The sequence below is a fragment of the Heyndrickxia oleronia genome (assembly GCF_017809215.1).
GTDB lineage: Bacteria > Bacillota > Bacilli > Bacillales > Bacillaceae_C > Heyndrickxia > Heyndrickxia oleronia.
Window position 1 is genome coordinate 5,094,296 of record NZ_CP065424.1, and the last position, 15,601, is coordinate 5,109,896.

The 15,601-nt window shown below is 34.8% G+C and carries 12 protein-coding genes and 1 pseudogene; 3 read left to right on the plus strand and 10 right to left on the minus strand.

Annotated elements, in window-relative coordinates; genetic code table 11:
• Positions 1–119: 119 nt before the first annotated feature.
• The 8 genes and pseudogenes from I5818_RS25425 to I5818_RS25460 form a co-directional block, all read right to left on the minus strand.
• Positions 120–1,139, minus strand: a complete 1,020-nt coding sequence (locus tag I5818_RS25425) for a DUF3231 family protein (protein WP_058005077.1) — start codon at positions 1,137–1,139, stop codon at positions 120–122.
• A gap of 128 nt (positions 1,140–1,267) precedes the next feature.
• Positions 1,268–2,674, minus strand: a complete 1,407-nt coding sequence (locus I5818_RS25430) for a sensor histidine kinase (RefSeq protein ID WP_078109498.1) — start codon at positions 2,672–2,674, stop codon at positions 1,268–1,270.
• A 3-nt stretch (positions 2,675–2,677) separates the two neighbouring features.
• Entirely contained in the window at positions 2,678–3,388 is a 711-nt protein-coding gene (locus I5818_RS25435) for a response regulator transcription factor (protein WP_078109499.1), read from the minus strand.
• Positions 3,389–3,480: 92 nt separating this feature from the next.
• Positions 3,481–3,840, minus strand: a complete 360-nt coding sequence (locus I5818_RS25440; RefSeq protein WP_071976308.1) for a YxeA family protein — start codon at positions 3,838–3,840, stop codon at positions 3,481–3,483.
• Positions 3,841–3,857: 17 nt separating this feature from the next.
• Entirely contained in the window at positions 3,858–5,795 is a 1,938-nt protein-coding gene (locus I5818_RS25445) for an ABC transporter permease (RefSeq protein WP_078109500.1), read from the minus strand.
• Between the two features lies 1 nt (position 5,796).
• Complete coding sequence (locus tag I5818_RS25450; RefSeq protein WP_058005082.1) at positions 5,797–6,552, minus strand: ABC transporter ATP-binding protein; 756 nt, start codon at positions 6,550–6,552, stop codon at positions 5,797–5,799.
• A gap of 690 nt (positions 6,553–7,242) precedes the next feature.
• The gene (locus I5818_RS25455; RefSeq protein WP_078109501.1) at positions 7,243–8,292 is read right to left on the minus strand and encodes a DUF418 domain-containing protein; all 1,050 of its coding nucleotides are present in this window, start codon (positions 8,290–8,292) and stop codon (positions 7,243–7,245) included.
• A gap of 185 nt (positions 8,293–8,477) precedes the next feature.
• Positions 8,478–9,043 (minus strand): annotated as a pseudogene (locus I5818_RS25460) (TetR/AcrR family transcriptional regulator).
• 143 nt (positions 9,044–9,186) lie between these two features.
• On the opposite strand from I5818_RS25460, the gene I5818_RS25465 reads away from it, so the two are divergent.
• Positions 9,187–9,945, plus strand: a complete 759-nt coding sequence (locus I5818_RS25465; protein WP_058005085.1) for an SDR family oxidoreductase — start codon at positions 9,187–9,189, stop codon at positions 9,943–9,945.
• A gap of 142 nt (positions 9,946–10,087) precedes the next feature.
• Here I5818_RS25465 and I5818_RS25470 read toward each other — a convergent pair whose 3' ends face one another.
• Positions 10,088–11,662 (minus strand): IS1182 family transposase, encoded by a 1,575-nt coding sequence (locus I5818_RS25470; protein WP_209391834.1) that lies wholly within the window; start codon positions 11,660–11,662, stop codon positions 10,088–10,090.
• A gap of 706 nt (positions 11,663–12,368) precedes the next feature.
• Between I5818_RS25470 and ahpC the strand changes: the two genes are divergently transcribed.
• Together ahpC and ahpF are read left to right on the plus strand one after the other, a co-directional pair.
• Positions 12,369–12,932, plus strand: coding sequence for an alkyl hydroperoxide reductase subunit C (gene ahpC, locus I5818_RS25475; protein ID WP_058005086.1), 564 nt, complete (start codon positions 12,369–12,371; stop codon positions 12,930–12,932).
• Between the two features lie 12 nt (positions 12,933–12,944).
• Positions 12,945–14,474, plus strand: a complete 1,530-nt coding sequence (gene ahpF, locus I5818_RS25480; protein WP_071976304.1) for an alkyl hydroperoxide reductase subunit F — start codon at positions 12,945–12,947, stop codon at positions 14,472–14,474.
• Between the two features lie 144 nt (positions 14,475–14,618).
• On the opposite strand, the gene manA is transcribed toward ahpF, so the two are convergent.
• The gene (gene manA / locus I5818_RS25485) at positions 14,619–15,599 is read right to left on the minus strand and encodes a mannose-6-phosphate isomerase, class I (RefSeq protein WP_078110141.1); all 981 of its coding nucleotides are present in this window, start codon (positions 15,597–15,599) and stop codon (positions 14,619–14,621) included.
• Positions 15,600–15,601 lie beyond the last annotated feature (2 nt).

A 15,601-nucleotide genomic window follows, 5' to 3' on the forward strand; every position in this document is an offset into this window, starting at 1 on the left:
TCGTAATAATTTTTGAAAAATGAACGACAAAAAAAATAGGAAGATCAACATCGATCCTCCATCATGTTCGAAGTTTAATATCTGCCTATCTTTCTTCATGCAGTCATTGGAATATTTCATTATTGCTGTTCCTTTTTCGTTACCAATTTATCTTTATCTTGGGTACCTGGCGGCTGCTCCAACCATGCGTATTTAATCATAATATCTGCTCCATCTTTCGCATATTGTGCAATTTCAAGTGATAGCCTTTCGTAATTTATTATAAGATCACTTCTCTGACTTGCAGCGGCAGCAGTAGCATAATTTCCCGTCCCTGTTGCACTTAACAGGCTCATATGAAACATCGTTAGCTTATCTGAGAACGGAGGGGTGATCGAATCAGTAATACTAATATCCGATGATACGGGTGGTTGGATACCGTTACTAAGCAACGCTTTTGTAAAAACTTGAATGTGCTTTTCTGATATATCTCTGCCTCTTAGCATCCATTGTTGAATATCCTTTCTGGGTGAGCCTTGAGCAAAACTAGTTGCTAGCTTTGCTCCCATCAAATTGGTTTGAATATTCGTATATAAATGGGCGATTTCAACCGAATTTAATGGGCGTTGTTTGCTAAAAAAGGAAAAGCCACTTAAATATTTATGGGTATCTACATAATCTGTTTTTGAAGGATAAGCAATAAAAGGAGCTCTTACAAATATACCTTTCGATAAGGAGATTTCTGAACTTTTATCAAAAAGGTCGGATGTTTCCTTAAGCCCTTCCCTAAAATAATCTCTAATATCTTTTCTTGCAGACATCGCACAAAATCCACCATATGCAAGTAAACCAGCTTTCCCCATATTTAGTATATATGTAAGCATGAACATGTCAGTATATAGCCTTGGGGCATTCAGATTAACATCTTCACTTGTAAAACCTATAGGTAATGGAATTTGTTCCTGTTGAAAAATTTCCTTCAACTTTTCAATATGGGCAGATGATAAGTCATAAGCAAATTGAACAACAGAACGAATTTCCTTATCTTCAACATGCTGCAAAAAATAACCTAGTATACATTTTGACAAACTATCGTTCATATATCCTGTCCAAATACTAGCGATCTCGGCAGATGTCAATTTTATTTTTTCATTAGCCATGTGTACATTGCCCCTTACATATTTGTTATCGATATTATTTCCTTGCTTTTAATAAATATGTAAAATTATGCAAATCAAGGTGGTAGGGGAATAAAAAAAGCAGAGACAAATTGTCCCTACTTAAAGTTCTAAATCTGAATTTCAATTGTTGTCCCATGACCAACTTCGCTGTTAATCATAATTTCTCCCTCATGTGCCTGAATAATATCATTAGCTATCGCCATTCCTAGTCCTGAACCTTTATGTGCGATTCCCGTATTGGTTCCACGGTAATAACGATCAAAGATTCTGTTCAGCTCGGCCTTCTTTATCCCTTTACCATTATCTTTTATTACAATATGCGTGTGTTCTGCTCTTTCAATACTTACAATGATTTTTACTTCTCGTTCATTATGGACAATGGCATTATAAATTAAATTATTTATCGCTCTATGAAACAGAGTTTCATCCACCTCAAGCATGATTTTCTCTTCTTTTACATGAAACTGGATATCTCGATCGGAATATTTCGGATCATTTAATATGTCGATCACAATATTACGCAATAATGCCACGATATTTATCCACTTTTTATTTAACGAAAGTTCTTTATTCCTAATTCGTGTCGTTAAATTTAAATCTTCAATCACCTCTTTAATATAATGTGATTTCGTTTCAATAATCTCTGCATATTCCCTTATTTCCTCAATAGTAAAGTCATATTCGGGATCCTTTATCATTTCAGCATAACCTTGAACTGAGGACAGTGGGGTCTTTATATCGTGCGAAATATTTGCTATCCATTCTTCCTTCATTGTATCTAATTTATTTCTTTCTATTTCATTCACTTTTAATTGGTCGGATAAGTGGTTTAAATTATCAATTACATTTTTATAAATTCCTTTTGGTTTATCATTTATATAAAATTCATTATTTGCTAGCTTTTTTATCCCATCCATTAAGGTATATAAAGGCTGGGTAAGACGCTTACTGAAAAAATACCCGACCAATAAAGCAATAAGAATATCAATAATAATAATAAAAGTTCCTGATTTAAAGACATGAAAAATATTTCCAAGGTCCAATGAGACAATAACTTTATTTAATCTAGGATTGTCAATTCCTATAAAGTAACTGTATGTTCTACCATTTTCTTTTCTTTCTCCTAAATAAACAGTCGTATTCGCATCAATTTCCCTATACTTATACATTTGAATAATTTCAGAAGGGGTGTATTTCTTCTTAATTTTTTCTGGCTCTTTAAAACCATAAATTTCTTTGCCATTTTCGTCTAATATTTGTATCCAAGCCTTCTTTTTATCAAGTTCCTTTTTTCCCTTTTCAGTAATTGACACGTCAGAATCCGAGACAACTATGTTATTTTGAAACTGTCTAGTAAATTGTTCAGGAGAGGATTCCTTTTCTTGTAATAAAGGTATGTCAAAAATTGACTGAGCAACGAGCAAGGTTAAAGCAATAGCAATATTAATGAAAACTACTAGGATAACAACCAATACAACCGATAATAAATACCTTCCCGTCAGCTTCCATTTCATGAATTATTCATCCTCAACCATCAGTTTATAACCTAAGCCTTTAACGGTAAGCAAATACTTAGGATGGGAAGGCTGCTCTTCAATTTTCTCCCGTAATCTTCGTATATGAACCATAACCGTATTATCCATCCCGAAGAATTCCTCACCCCATACTGCATCATAAAGTTGTTCCTTACAGATCACCCTATTTTTATTTTCTAGAAAATACTTCATCAATCCGAATTCTTTCGGTTTTAATTCAATCATTTTTTCATTTTTTACCAATTGTACTTTTTCCTCATTTAACTCAAATGGGCCGACCTTTATAACCGAATCCTTCTCAATAGTTATCTGCATATAATCTGCTCTTCGTAATTGTGCCTTTACTCGATAGGCTACCTCTTTAGGACTAAATGGTTTGGTAATATAATCATCTCCACCAATGGCAAAGCCTAATATTTTATCAATTTCCTCTGTTTTTGCTGATAAAAATAATATAGGTACTCGTGAGATATTCCTTATTTGTCTGCATACATCATAGCCTTCTCCATCTGGCAGCATAATATCTAATAAAACAAGATCAGGATTAGTTTCTTTGAATTGACTGAACCCACCATTAGCAGTAGTCGAAGTAATAACGTTTTTTATTCCTTCCTTTTCTAACACTGTTTTTATTAGTCTTAAAATATCTTCCTCATCATCTATAATTAATACCTTTTTATTATTTAAGGACATCCAAATATATACCTCCAGTAATGATTGCCTCTTTTATTATTATCAAAAAAGAACCCTTTTTAACAAGGATTCTTTCATTTTTCTACATACTACTACTTTAATTTTTCACTAACCTTCTTTGGTAAATCTTTTTTTGCTACTTCCTGATAAGAAGTCACACCTTTACCTTTTTTAGTATATAACATTAAATAAGCATTTTCCTTAAGTTGTTTTGGTGAAGTAAATGACAAGGTTTGTTGTTGACCATTCTTGTTAAAGGATGGCAATTTGTACTCGTACCTGATTATTTTCTCACCATTATCGATTTTATCTTCGATCATTTTTCCTTGACCCTTAATCTGGGTATACAATTGATCTGCTCCTAATCTATTAAAGTTAACCTTCTGAAGAACTAACCCTCCACCAATTAGTATCACTACTATGATGAGGCATGATAATATGATTTTTTTCATTGTTTTACTCCAATCCTTTATTGTTTATCTGATTTCGTTACAATTTTGTAGTAGGTATTCACTGTTAAGAAGTAATAGGCAATATAAATACATACGTAAATACCTATACAAATGAACACTGGAATAACTAAGTTTGTTTGCATTAGCCTTGATAAAGCTGTTAAAGCAACGATACTATGAGCAATTCCTGCAATAAGTGGAAGGGCAAAAATAAATAATATTTGTCTAGCAATAGATTTTTTTACTTCTTTTTTATTTACACCAATTTTGTGTAAAATTTCATAGCGCTCTTTATCTATATTTGCTTCCGTAAGTTGTTTAAAGTAAATGATACTACCTGTTGCTGCAAGAAATACTAATCCAAGGAAACCACCCATGAATATAATTAAACCTGATGACTCCATTCCTTGAGCATAATTACTATAGAAGTTTGAAAAGTATGCTTCCTCTGGTAATAAAGATTGAATATCTTTCGTTAAGATCTTCGCATCATCTTCATTCGTTATTTTGTATGCTTCTATGTTTACTAGATTTGTTTCATTTGCTAATTTCGAAAATAATTCATTACTAACTACAAGTGTTGTATTAGCTGTATAGAGATTGAGAACATTAAATTTCTTCAAAGTTTTAAAGGTTATATTTTTACTGCTATCATTTACCTTTAATGAAACTGTTGATCCTACATATTTAGGTGATAAACCTTCAAAATAACCTGCATCTAGGACAGCTGCTTCATTTCCTTTCAGTGAAAGGGAGTCATTTCTTTTTTGTAACTTTATTAATTTATTATAGGTTTTATTGTCAATAACGCTATATTCCACTTGATCCGCAGACATTTTACTATTTAGATTTGTAATATCAACATCTATATTTAGTGTTGGAATGGTCTCATGATAGACAATCTTATGGCTTTTATCCTGTGATACACGCTCTTTGACCTGGTCAGCGATATGTGAATCCTTCGTTATAAACATCATGCTATTTGGATTGGCTATTTCTGCATTACTTCTATTGTTATAATAAAAACTATAAGCAGCTCCGACTGCAGATAGTGTAGTCGCACTTAATACTGCGATAATCGTTAATGTACGGGCATTTCCCTTCATTCGATAAAGTAGTTGGGATATACTAATCAGATTAATCCCATGCCAAAAATGCTTTTTATTTTTTCTTAATACCTTCAATAGATATACGGTTAATGTACTAAATAATAAATAAGTACCGAGAATTACTGTAATCAAAATAACGATTGGAGTTACCGCAAAGCCCAGTGTTCTCCACGCATTTGACTCTAATAAATTTTGTAGAGCTAACCAATAGCCAATACCCAGTAATATAATGGAGAAAACGGCAATTAAGAAGGATGCTTTTGGTTCCTTCTCCCCTTCTTGCTCTGCCTTAAATAGCTCAATTAATTTAAAACGATAAATTAACCGGTAACCATGAATGGAAGTAATGGCTGTAATAATAATGAATACAACAATTGTGTTTATGATAGCTGCGGGCGAGATAACAAAATTCCCCATTGCTTCATAGCCCATGATTTTCATTAAAAGTGTTACAAAGAACTTAGACAATAGTGTACCAAGGACGATCCCAATAATAAGAGCGATGATACCCATAATAAAGTTTTCGTAAAATAACATTTGACCAATTTGTTTCTTTCTAACACCTAATAAAGAGTAAAGTCCGACTTCTTTTTTCCGTTTCTTCGTAAAAAATGAATTCGAATACCAGATAAAGACGGCAACAAAAATCATTAAAACAACGGCAGCACCATTAAAGGCTGAACTAATTTTTGTAGAAGAGTCTGTTGAAGCTTGGATTGCATCATCATACTTTAAAGAAACAAAAGTAAAGTAAATGACAATACTAAAGATCATTGATGCCATATATAAAAAATAATTGGTGAAATTTTTCCTAATATTTTTTCTAGCAATGCTAAATAGAGTCATTCTAATGTCCACCTCCAAGTGAAACAAGGACATCAACTATTTTTTGAAAGAATTCCTGACGAGACTGCTGCACTTTATGAATTTCTGCGAAGATTCGTCCATCCTTAATAAATAGAATTCTTTTACAAAAGCTTGCAGCAAACGCATCATGTGTAACCATAAGAATGGTTGATTGATTATTTTCATTAAGGGAGGTTAAGCTTTCTAATAAGCTTGTTGCAGATTTTGAATCCAAGGCACCTGTAGGCTCGTCCGCCAAGATTAGGCTTGGATTAGTTACTATTGCACGGGATGCAGCTGTTCTCTGTTTTTGACCTCCTGATATATGGTACGGATATTTATGAAGTATTTCTCGAATCCCAAAGGTATCAGCAATCTCCTCGACGCGTTTGTTTATTTGTTGTGCTGGGACCTTCGATAACGCCAAAGGAAGCAAAATATTTTCCTTTACCGTTAGCGTATCTAGTAAATTGTAGTCCTGGAAAATAAATCCGAGTTGATTCCGGCGGAAATCGGAAAGTTCTTCTTCCTTCATTTTGACGATATTTTGATTAGCGATGATTATATCCCCAGCTGAGGGCGTATCAATCGTCGATAAAATATTTAATAATGTTGATTTACCTGCTCCTGAAGGCCCCATAATTCCAATAAATTCGCCTTCCTTTATTTCTAAATTAATATCTTCCAATGCTTTGTATTGATTTCCTTTTGAGCCATATATTTTTTGAACATTTTTTGCGGATAAAATTGTTTTCATTAAGAAATCCTCCTGTTTATTATCAAAGATCTTTCCTTAAACTAAGTTGATTTTGTAAACAATGCCCTTATACTCTGCCTTATTATTAAGAAAGAATAACCTTAAAAAAAATGCCCCCGGAAATATGCCGATCTTATCATTCATTGCAATTGACGAAGAGCAATTGGTTAAATTCTGCTTGAATTGTTTGAGTTTAAAGCTCAATAAGTAAGCAGCTCTATCAACAAAAATAATTATACTGACTGTACCTTACATCATTTTAATTTGAACCTTACAAAAACCTTAAAAAAACAGAAACCCCATTTTTAAAGGATTTCTGCCCTGAAAATTATTATGTCTGCATAGAAAAAGCCCAAGATAGGTAGCGGGATAGAATCAACTTACTAATTGATAAAAGCAAATGGCTTCGAAATAAATAAACAGGATCTTATGATTGCAGAGAGCATGTTTCCCGAGATGTTGGTTGAGGAGAATAAAAATAAGAAGGTAGATAACAATAAAAAAGATAATGAGTAGGCAATGATGGAAGATTAGTAAAAAGCCTAAGATAATAAATATAATGAATACAACTTCTATTGGAAGGATATAAAGAAAGCTTCAGTCTATGTGTAATCTATAGAATGTAAGTTAGACAGTCCTACAACTTAGAGGACTTGTCTAACTCAGTTTTCATTTCTATTAAATAGCAACTCATTTCTTTGTGGCAGGAAATCTCCTCCCATATGTCATAAATCGCCATACCTTCTCTAATGGCCCCATCTTGAAGAACTTAAACCAGATGACACTATAACACATTTGGATCACATAAATGACGATTGAAATGATCACAATGTTACTTGGTGACACTACTTCAAGCCCCATTAATGAAATGATTCCCAACCCAATAAAGCTTTGCGCCCAATAATTTGTAAATGCCATTTGACCAACATGTGCAATTGGCTGAAGAAATTTTGTGATCTGCTTATGTTCTAAGATAGAAAATAAGCTTACAAGGTAAAAATAGGTGGTCGGTATTAATCCAAGCCCAATAATTGATTGGATATTTTGATCATCTGCTTGAGAGGCAAACCAAATCCAGATTGAGAAACCAATGAATAAAGGGAATGTCACCATTTGTATTAGTCTTATTTGTCTGGATAGTTCACGAACATGACGGATCCAATCTGCTTTAGCAGCTAGAAATCCTGATAAGAACATGATGAAAATAGCAATTGCATCATTTCCTATAAAGGCAAAAATATTAGATAATACTCCCATGTCTGGAGCAAATAGTTTCATTACGATCGAAAGAATATAAAAAACAATTATCATTCCTAACCACCTACTAATTGTTGACACCCTTGCTCGATAAAAAGGTAGAAGGAAGAGGCCAATTATTGCATATATGGATAAGATCGATCCCCAAAAAACAATTAAATGGATGATCCCAATGAGGAAAAGGGCGATTAAACGCCTAGCAAACCTCCAACGCGGCTTATCTCCACGGCTTTCAGCACGTGATGCAAAAATATAAAACCCTACACCAAATAAAAATGAAAAGATTGAAAAGAATTTTTTCTCAATAAACATGTCAATGAGTGTGTCGACAATCCTATTAAAACCACTGTAAACAGGAAGACTTTCTTCACCCATAATGATTTTATATGCCCCGACATTAATTAGTAGTATGCCAAATAATGCTATACCACGGATAATGTCTAGAGACAAGATACGTTCTTTCTGAGGAATGGAAGGTTTCATACAATAAACTCCTCTACTAAAATAATGTGAATATAATTAGTTTAATAAACAAACCTTACACCCTTTTAATCTGAACCTTACATTAACCTTAACAATAAAAAATAGAGCCTATAATAATTAGGCTCTAATATAATCCAAAAACATTTGTTTAATGATTGTTATTGTCCCATTTACTGTCTACATGATTAAGTAGTTATTTTCATATTTAATATTTGAACGAGTTGACTATTTAAATCGTTCACACTATATGAAAAATCATTCTGATACCAATGTATAATCATACCAATCATAGCATTAGCTTGATAAGCACAATAAAGCTGTCGATTGATTCCACTTTTAATGATTGCTTCTGTATCTTGAAGCAATAAATGATTAATTGTTTCAAATAATAAATAATAGTACGTCAATGGAATTTTTTTTGAAAAGATAATTTTGTAGAAAGGTTGATATTTTTCGATATGATGAAATATCCGAATAGTGGAAGGATCTAATTCGCTCGTTTTTAACACGGATACGTGGCGGTACGGTTCTTGATAAGAATTGATTAAATCCGCGGTTATCTCCTTAAAATACTCCTCAAATAATTCCTCGATATTTGAATAATGTAAATAAAATGTACCTCGACTGACCTAAATGCTTTCCTGCAAATTTCCGAGACTGTGATAACTTCTAGAGTTTTTCCCTTCAATAATTCTAATAATGCACGATGCAATGCCTCTTTCGTTTTCTGGATACGCAAATCGGTACTCATTTTATCACCTCTTATTGAACATATTTTTTAATTTGTGTTAATTATTGAACAAATATCGTTATTTTGTAATTGTAGGCGTCTGTCCAACTTTATTATAATTTTTATTGAACAACTGTACAATAAAATTAAAGGGGGCATTTCGAATGAGATTAGATGGAAAAGTAGCTATTATCACTGGTGCTGCATCAGGTATGGGTAAGGCAATTGCAGAAGGTTATGCAAAAGAAGGTGCAAAGGTTGTTGTATCAGACTTAAACTTAGATGGTGCAAAATTAGTTGTTGAAGGAATTAAGGCATCAGGTGGAGAAGCAATCGCCGTCCAAACAAACGTAGCTTCTGACGATGATCTACAACGTTTATTCACTGAAACGAAACAAGCCTTTGGAACATTAGATATCCTTGTTAATAATGCTGGCATCATGGATGGCATGGAGCCCGTAGGAGAAGTTACAGATGAACGCTGGGAAAAAGTATTCGCTGTAAATACATTAGCAGTTATGAAATCTATGCGTATCGCAATCAATCTCTTTTTAGAACAAGGACATGGAACTATAGTTAATAATATCTCTGCCGGTGGTCTATATGGTGCACGTGCTGGTGCTGCTTATACTGCTTCAAAACATGCTGTCGTAGGCCTTACAAAAAACACAGCCTTCATGTATGCAGATAAAAATATCCGTTGCAACGGTATTGCTCCAGGAGCAGTTATAACAAATATTGCTTCAACGATGACAAATGTGAGTGAATTTGGTGCAGGTCGTCAATCATTAGGTTTAGCTATTAATCCCCGTGCCGGCCAACCTGAAGAAATTGCACAAATGGCTATCTTTTTAGGGTCAGATGAATCAAGCTTTGTTAATGGACAGGTTATTGCTGTAGATGGTGGTTGGACCGCTTATTAACTTTATATTTCTAAATAGCAGGAGGATTTAATAAAAATCCAAAACAAGAGGGGCTGGGACATAACTAGCTTCAAATAGTGAAAAGTTGAATTTGAGCGAACTCAAATTCAACTTTTTCTATTTTTGTGTGTTGATTCTTCTATTACCGTAGTTGTTTGGCCGTGAATTTTCTTAAATTCACGGCCATTAATGCGAGTCCCATTTCATTTTCTACCTTCGATTTTCCTCGTACAGAAAATCGAGTGAAACGCAAATTAGCCTTCAAGAATCCAAAAACTGGTTCCACATCGATTTTGCGTTTTCGATAGATGGTGCTCGTTTTCTCTTCTGAAAGCTTCGCTCTCACATATTCTTTTTGTTGTTCCCATTGTTCATTCACCATTAGTTTTCGATTGTTGCCTTCTTTAGCTTTTGTACATGATGAACGGAATGGACATCCCGAACAGTCCTCACACTCGTAGATCTTGAACCTTCGTTGAAATCCTGTACGATCAGTACGGACAGAATGATAGTGAAATTCAAGACGTTTCTGGTTAGGGCATATATATGTATCTGTTTCTTCACAATACTGCCAGTTATCGGGATTCAATGGGTTTTGTTTGTACTTTTTCTTTTGCTCCTTCAAATATAGATTATACGTAATCAGTGCTTCTCGTTTTCTGTTCGAAAGGATATCATTATAGTTTTGTTCACTACCATAACCTGCATCTGCGGCAATATGTTTCGGTAACACGAAATAATGGTTCTCGATTTCATCAAGAAATGGAATTAACGTACGTGTATCTGTTGGGTTTGAAAATAAACTATAGGCAAGCGTGTATTGCCCTTCCGTTGCGATTTGTACATTGTAGCCAGCTTTCAATTGTCCGTTTTGCATATAATCATCTTTCATTCGCATAAATGTCGCGTCCAGATCTGTTTTAGAATAGCTATTACGTGTGCCAAAGATTTCAAAGTCTCGTTGGTATTTTTGTTTTCGTAAGACAAAATCAATCAACTGTTTACGCACTTGTTTCGGGTATTTGCGTTCACTTCTTAAAGCTTTTCGTTCTGGAACGTCTGATGATTCTTCAATTTGTTTATCATACTCGGCTACGACATTGTCCACTTTTTCAACCAATTGAGAGAGCTCTTTCAATGATAATTGTTCATCACCTTCCCGTTCAATTTCAGGTATAATTTCGTTCTCAAGTAGCTCGTTATATAGCTGGTTTGACCTTTCAATTAAACTGTGATGATATTTCTCAATCGATTTCTTCCAGACAAACGTAAATTTATTCGCATTTGCTTCAATCTTTGTACCATCAATAAAAATTGCTTCTTGATCGATTAGTTTTTCTTCGATTAATTGGCAACGAAATTGGACGAAACATTGGCGAATTAATTCTTTCACATCTGAATGAACACGGAATCGATTGATTGTACGGTAGCTTGGTTCATATCCTTGAGCTAGCCACATCATCCGGATACTGTCTTTTAATAGGGCTTCAATTTTTCTCCCAGAAAAGACAGATTGGGTGTAGGCACATAAAATAATTTTAAGCATCATGCGTGGATGATAAGCAGGACAGCCCTCATTTCGCAGAAATGGTTCGAAAACTTCATGAGGAATACTTTCAACTAGATGATGGATATGAAAGGCAATATCATTTTTTTGTAATTTTACTTCTAAATCTAAAGGCAAAACTAATTGATTCATGGTATAATTTTTAAACATAAGGATCCTTCTTTCTGTATAATTTTGTTGTGGTGACTTAATTTTATCAGAAGTGGTCCTTATTTTTATTCAAAAAATAATCAAAGCCGGTGAAATTTTACTTGTCGTAAAATTTCACCGGCTTTTTCATCTCAGAAGTGGGTTTTGTCCCAGCCTCTTTTCTTCTATCAGAGCCGGTATGTATAATATTTGTTAATTGAGAAATAATAATATCAATTGAAAATTGCCTTACATCCTCACTATAACGTCAATTCCTATTTCCACTTACAATATAGAATGCTAATAAGAATTTAATAATCTTATATTGATTACACCAATTAATATTAGACTCTTTTCTCAAACATTGTTGCTATTTAAGTAAAGTTCAAACGAAAAACTATCGGCCGAAGATCGCCACACCTTTAAAATTTACTGAGAAAAGTCTGACCATCCGCATAAGAACCGCGTGATCCTTTATTAGCTGTAAAAGCCGACAGTTGGCTATTACAAAAGCAAGCAAACTAAAAGGAAACAGCCGATATTAATAATAAAAGTTTATTTCCTTGACAAATCATTAAGATCTATATGATAATGGTTTTTGAATTATAATTATTATAAAAAACTAATTATAATCAAAAGCAGAATTATATTTAGTTTTTAATAGTTATGACTTTATGTCCTAACTACCTATTTTATAAATTAAAACTCAACTAGGAGGAATTTACTAATGTCTTTAATCGGAAAAGAAGTATTACCATTCAAAGCACAAGCATACAGAAACGGTGATTTCATGGAAGTTACTGAAGAAAATTTAAAAGGTCACTGGAGTGTTGTTTGCTTCTACCCAGCTGATTTTACTTTCGTTTGCCCAACAGAGCTTGAAGACCTTCAAGAACAATATCCAGCTCTTCAAGAATTAGGAGTTGAAGTATTCTCTGTATCAAGAGATTCTCATTTCACACATAAAGCATGGCACGATACATCAGAAGCAATCGGTAAAATTACTTATACAATGATTGGTGACCCTGCGCATGTTCTTTCTCGCAACTTCGATGTATTCATTGAAGAATTAGGACAAGCTGATCGTGGTACATTCATCATTGATCCTGATGGTGTTATCCAAGCAATTGAAATCAATGCAGATGGTATTGGCCGTGATGCTAGCACACTTATTAACAAAATTAAAGCAGCACAATATGTTCGTAACAATCCTGGTGAGGTTTGCCCAGCTAAATGGAAGGAAGGCGAAGAAACACTTAAACCAAGCCTTGATCTTGTAGGGAAAATCTAAGGGGTGCTATAAATGATTCTGGATGCAGATATTAAGGCACAATTAAATCAATATCTACAACTATTGGAAAATGATGTACTACTTAAAGTTAGTGCAGGATCCGATAAGTTATCAAATGACATTCTATCTCTAGTTGATGAGTTAGCAACCATGTCACCAAAAATAAAAATAGAGAAAACAACATTAGCGAAAACACCAAGCTTTAGTGTCAATCGCATTGGCGAAGATACTGGGATCGCTTTTGCTGGTATTCCTCTTGGTCACGAATTTACTTCATTCGTGCTAGCTCTTTTACAAGTAAGTGGAAGAGCTCCAAAGATAGACCAAAGCTTAATCGATCGAGTAAAAGGCATCGAAGGCGAATATCATTTTGAAACATATGTTAGCCTAAGTTGTCATAACTGCCCAGATGTTGTACAAGCTTTGAACATTATGAGTGTTCTCAATCCTGGCATTACCCATACGATGATTGACGGTGCGGCTTTCAAAGAAGAAGTTGAAAGTAAAGGCATTATGGCTGTACCTTCGGTTTTCCTAAATGGCGAATCCTTTGGTAGCGGTAGAATGACACTTGAAGAAATTCTTACTAAAATGGGGAATACTGCTGATGCCTCTGAGTTCTCAGATAAGGACCCATTTGATGTGCTTGTTGTTGGTGGAGGTCCATCTGGTGCCAGTGCAGCGATCTATGCAGCACGTAAAGGCATTCGTACAGGTATTGTGGCTGACCGTTTTGGCGGTCAGATCATGGATACACTGGGCATTGAAAACTTCATTAGCGTGAAATACACTGAAGGTCCTAAGCTCGCTGCAAGCCTTGAAGAACACGTGAAAGAATACGATATCGATATCATGAATTCTCAACGTGCTAAGCGCTTAGAGAAAAAAGACTTTGTTGAAATCGAGCTTGAAAATGGTGCTGTTCTAAAGAGTAAAACAGTCATTCTTTCAACAGGTGCTCGCTGGCGCAATGTCGGAGTTCCTGGAGAAGCCGAGTTCAAAAACAAAGGTGTCGCATATTGCCCTCACTGTGATGGTCCATTATTTGAAGGAAAAGACGTTGCCGTAATCGGCGGTGGTAATTCAGGTATAGAAGCAGCTATTGACCTTGCAGGTATTGTCAAGCATGTAACAGTTATTGAATATGCAGCAGAACTAAAAGCTGATTCTGTATTACAAGATCGCCTTTACAGCCTTCCAAACGTTACAGTTATTAAGAACGCACAAACGAAGGAAATTACCGGTACTGATAAAGTAAACGGAATTACCTATATAGACCGTGAGACAGAAGAAGAGCATCATGTAGAATTACAAGGAGTCTTCGTTCAAATTGGTCTTGTTCCAAATACTGATTGGTTAGGTGATACGGTTGAACGTACTAGAATGGGCGAGATTGTAGTAGATAATCGTGGAGCAACGAGCATACCTGGAGTATTTGCTGCAGGAGACTGCACGAATAGCCCATATAAACAAATTATTATTTCCATGGGTTCAGGTGCAAATGCAGCCTTAGGTGCATTCGATTATTTAATCAGAAATTAATAGAACAAAGTCACTGCGCTATCAAATTTTTGGTAGCACAGTGACTTTTTTTTTCCCTCATTCATTTGAATGATGTTTATTACCAATCATTATGGCCAATAAACCACTGAAATGTGGAGATATATAATTTTATAGGGATTTAGATCATTCATCCTTCGGTATTATTGATTCATGAGAAACAATTAATTCTGCTTTCCCTTCCAATGTATATTGTTGAATACCATTCGGTAAGATAAAATGGGTCCCTTTTTCGATAGTAAAGGACGTTTCATTACTGGTAAGAACTGCCTGTCCTTCTATTACACTTACCTGTAAAAAGTTTTTATCCATGTCACAGACAGCCCGTCCATTTAATTGCCAATGATGCACAGTAAAATATTGTTCCTCAACTAATTTCTTGTCGATTAAATCACCATTTACCTTCTCCGTTTGTTGGACCACAACATCTTTATGTGGAACGGTGGTCACTTGTTTTGAGCGACCTAGATGCAATTCTCTCTTTTGACCAGAGGCATCTGTTCGGTCATAATCATAAACTCGATAGGTTATGTCAGAACTTTGCTGTGTTTCAAGGATAACAATACCTTTTCCAATCGCGTGAATCGTTCCACTTGGAACATAGACAAAATCTCCACCTTTTACTTTCACATGTCTTAAGAGCTGCTCCCATTCACCTTGATCAATCAATTGCGCCAATTCCTCTGCTGTTTTAGCATGATGCCCTAACACAAGTTCCGCTCCTTCTTCAGCACTCAACACATACCAACATTCGGTCTTACCATACGGAACCCCTTCCACTTCACGGGCAAATTGATCATTGGGATGGACTTGTACGGATAAATCATCAGCTGCATCCAAGATCTTTATAAGTAAGGGATATTCTCCTTGATAATCATTAGGTTTATTAAATAACTCCTTATGCTCATTCCATGCATCTGCCAATGTTCTCCCTGCAAGAGGGCCATTAATAATATGGCTTGGACCATGCGGATGTGCAGAAATTACCCACGCCTCCCCTGTCCTCTCATACGGAATATCATAATTAAACTCTTCTCTCAGCTTCTTCCCTCCCCAAATCCTCTCTTGAAATACAGGCTGTAAAAAGATTGGCTCATTTTTATACATTA

Coding starts and splice junctions, on each gene's coding strand:
- I5818_RS25425 (WP_058005077.1), bottom strand. CDS start 1,139: ATGGCTAATGAAAAAATAAAATTGACATCTGCCGAGATCGCTAGTATT.
- I5818_RS25430 (WP_078109498.1), bottom strand. CDS start 2,674: ATGAAATGGAAGCTGACGGGAAGGTATTTATTATCGGTTGTATTGGTT.
- I5818_RS25435 (WP_078109499.1), bottom strand. CDS start 3,388: ATGTCCTTAAATAATAAAAAGGTATTAATTATAGATGATGAGGAAGAT.
- I5818_RS25440 (WP_071976308.1), bottom strand. CDS start 3,840: ATGAAAAAAATCATATTATCATGCCTCATCATAGTAGTGATACTAATT.
- I5818_RS25445 (WP_078109500.1), bottom strand. CDS start 5,795: ATGACTCTATTTAGCATTGCTAGAAAAAATATTAGGAAAAATTTCACC.
- I5818_RS25450 (WP_058005082.1), bottom strand. CDS start 6,552: ATGAAAACAATTTTATCCGCAAAAAATGTTCAAAAAATATATGGCTCA.
- I5818_RS25455 (WP_078109501.1), bottom strand. CDS start 8,292: ATGAAACCTTCCATTCCTCAGAAAGAACGTATCTTGTCTCTAGACATT.
- I5818_RS25465 (WP_058005085.1), top strand. CDS start 9,187: ATGAGATTAGATGGAAAAGTAGCTATTATCACTGGTGCTGCATCAGGT.
- I5818_RS25470 (WP_209391834.1), bottom strand. CDS start 11,662: ATGTTTAAAAATTATACCATGAATCAATTAGTTTTGCCTTTAGATTTA.
- ahpC (WP_058005086.1), top strand. CDS start 12,369: ATGTCTTTAATCGGAAAAGAAGTATTACCATTCAAAGCACAAGCATAC.
- ahpF (WP_071976304.1), top strand. CDS start 12,945: ATGATTCTGGATGCAGATATTAAGGCACAATTAAATCAATATCTACAA.
- manA (WP_078110141.1), bottom strand. CDS start 15,599: ATGTATAAAAATGAGCCAATCTTTTTACAGCCTGTATTTCAAGAGAGG.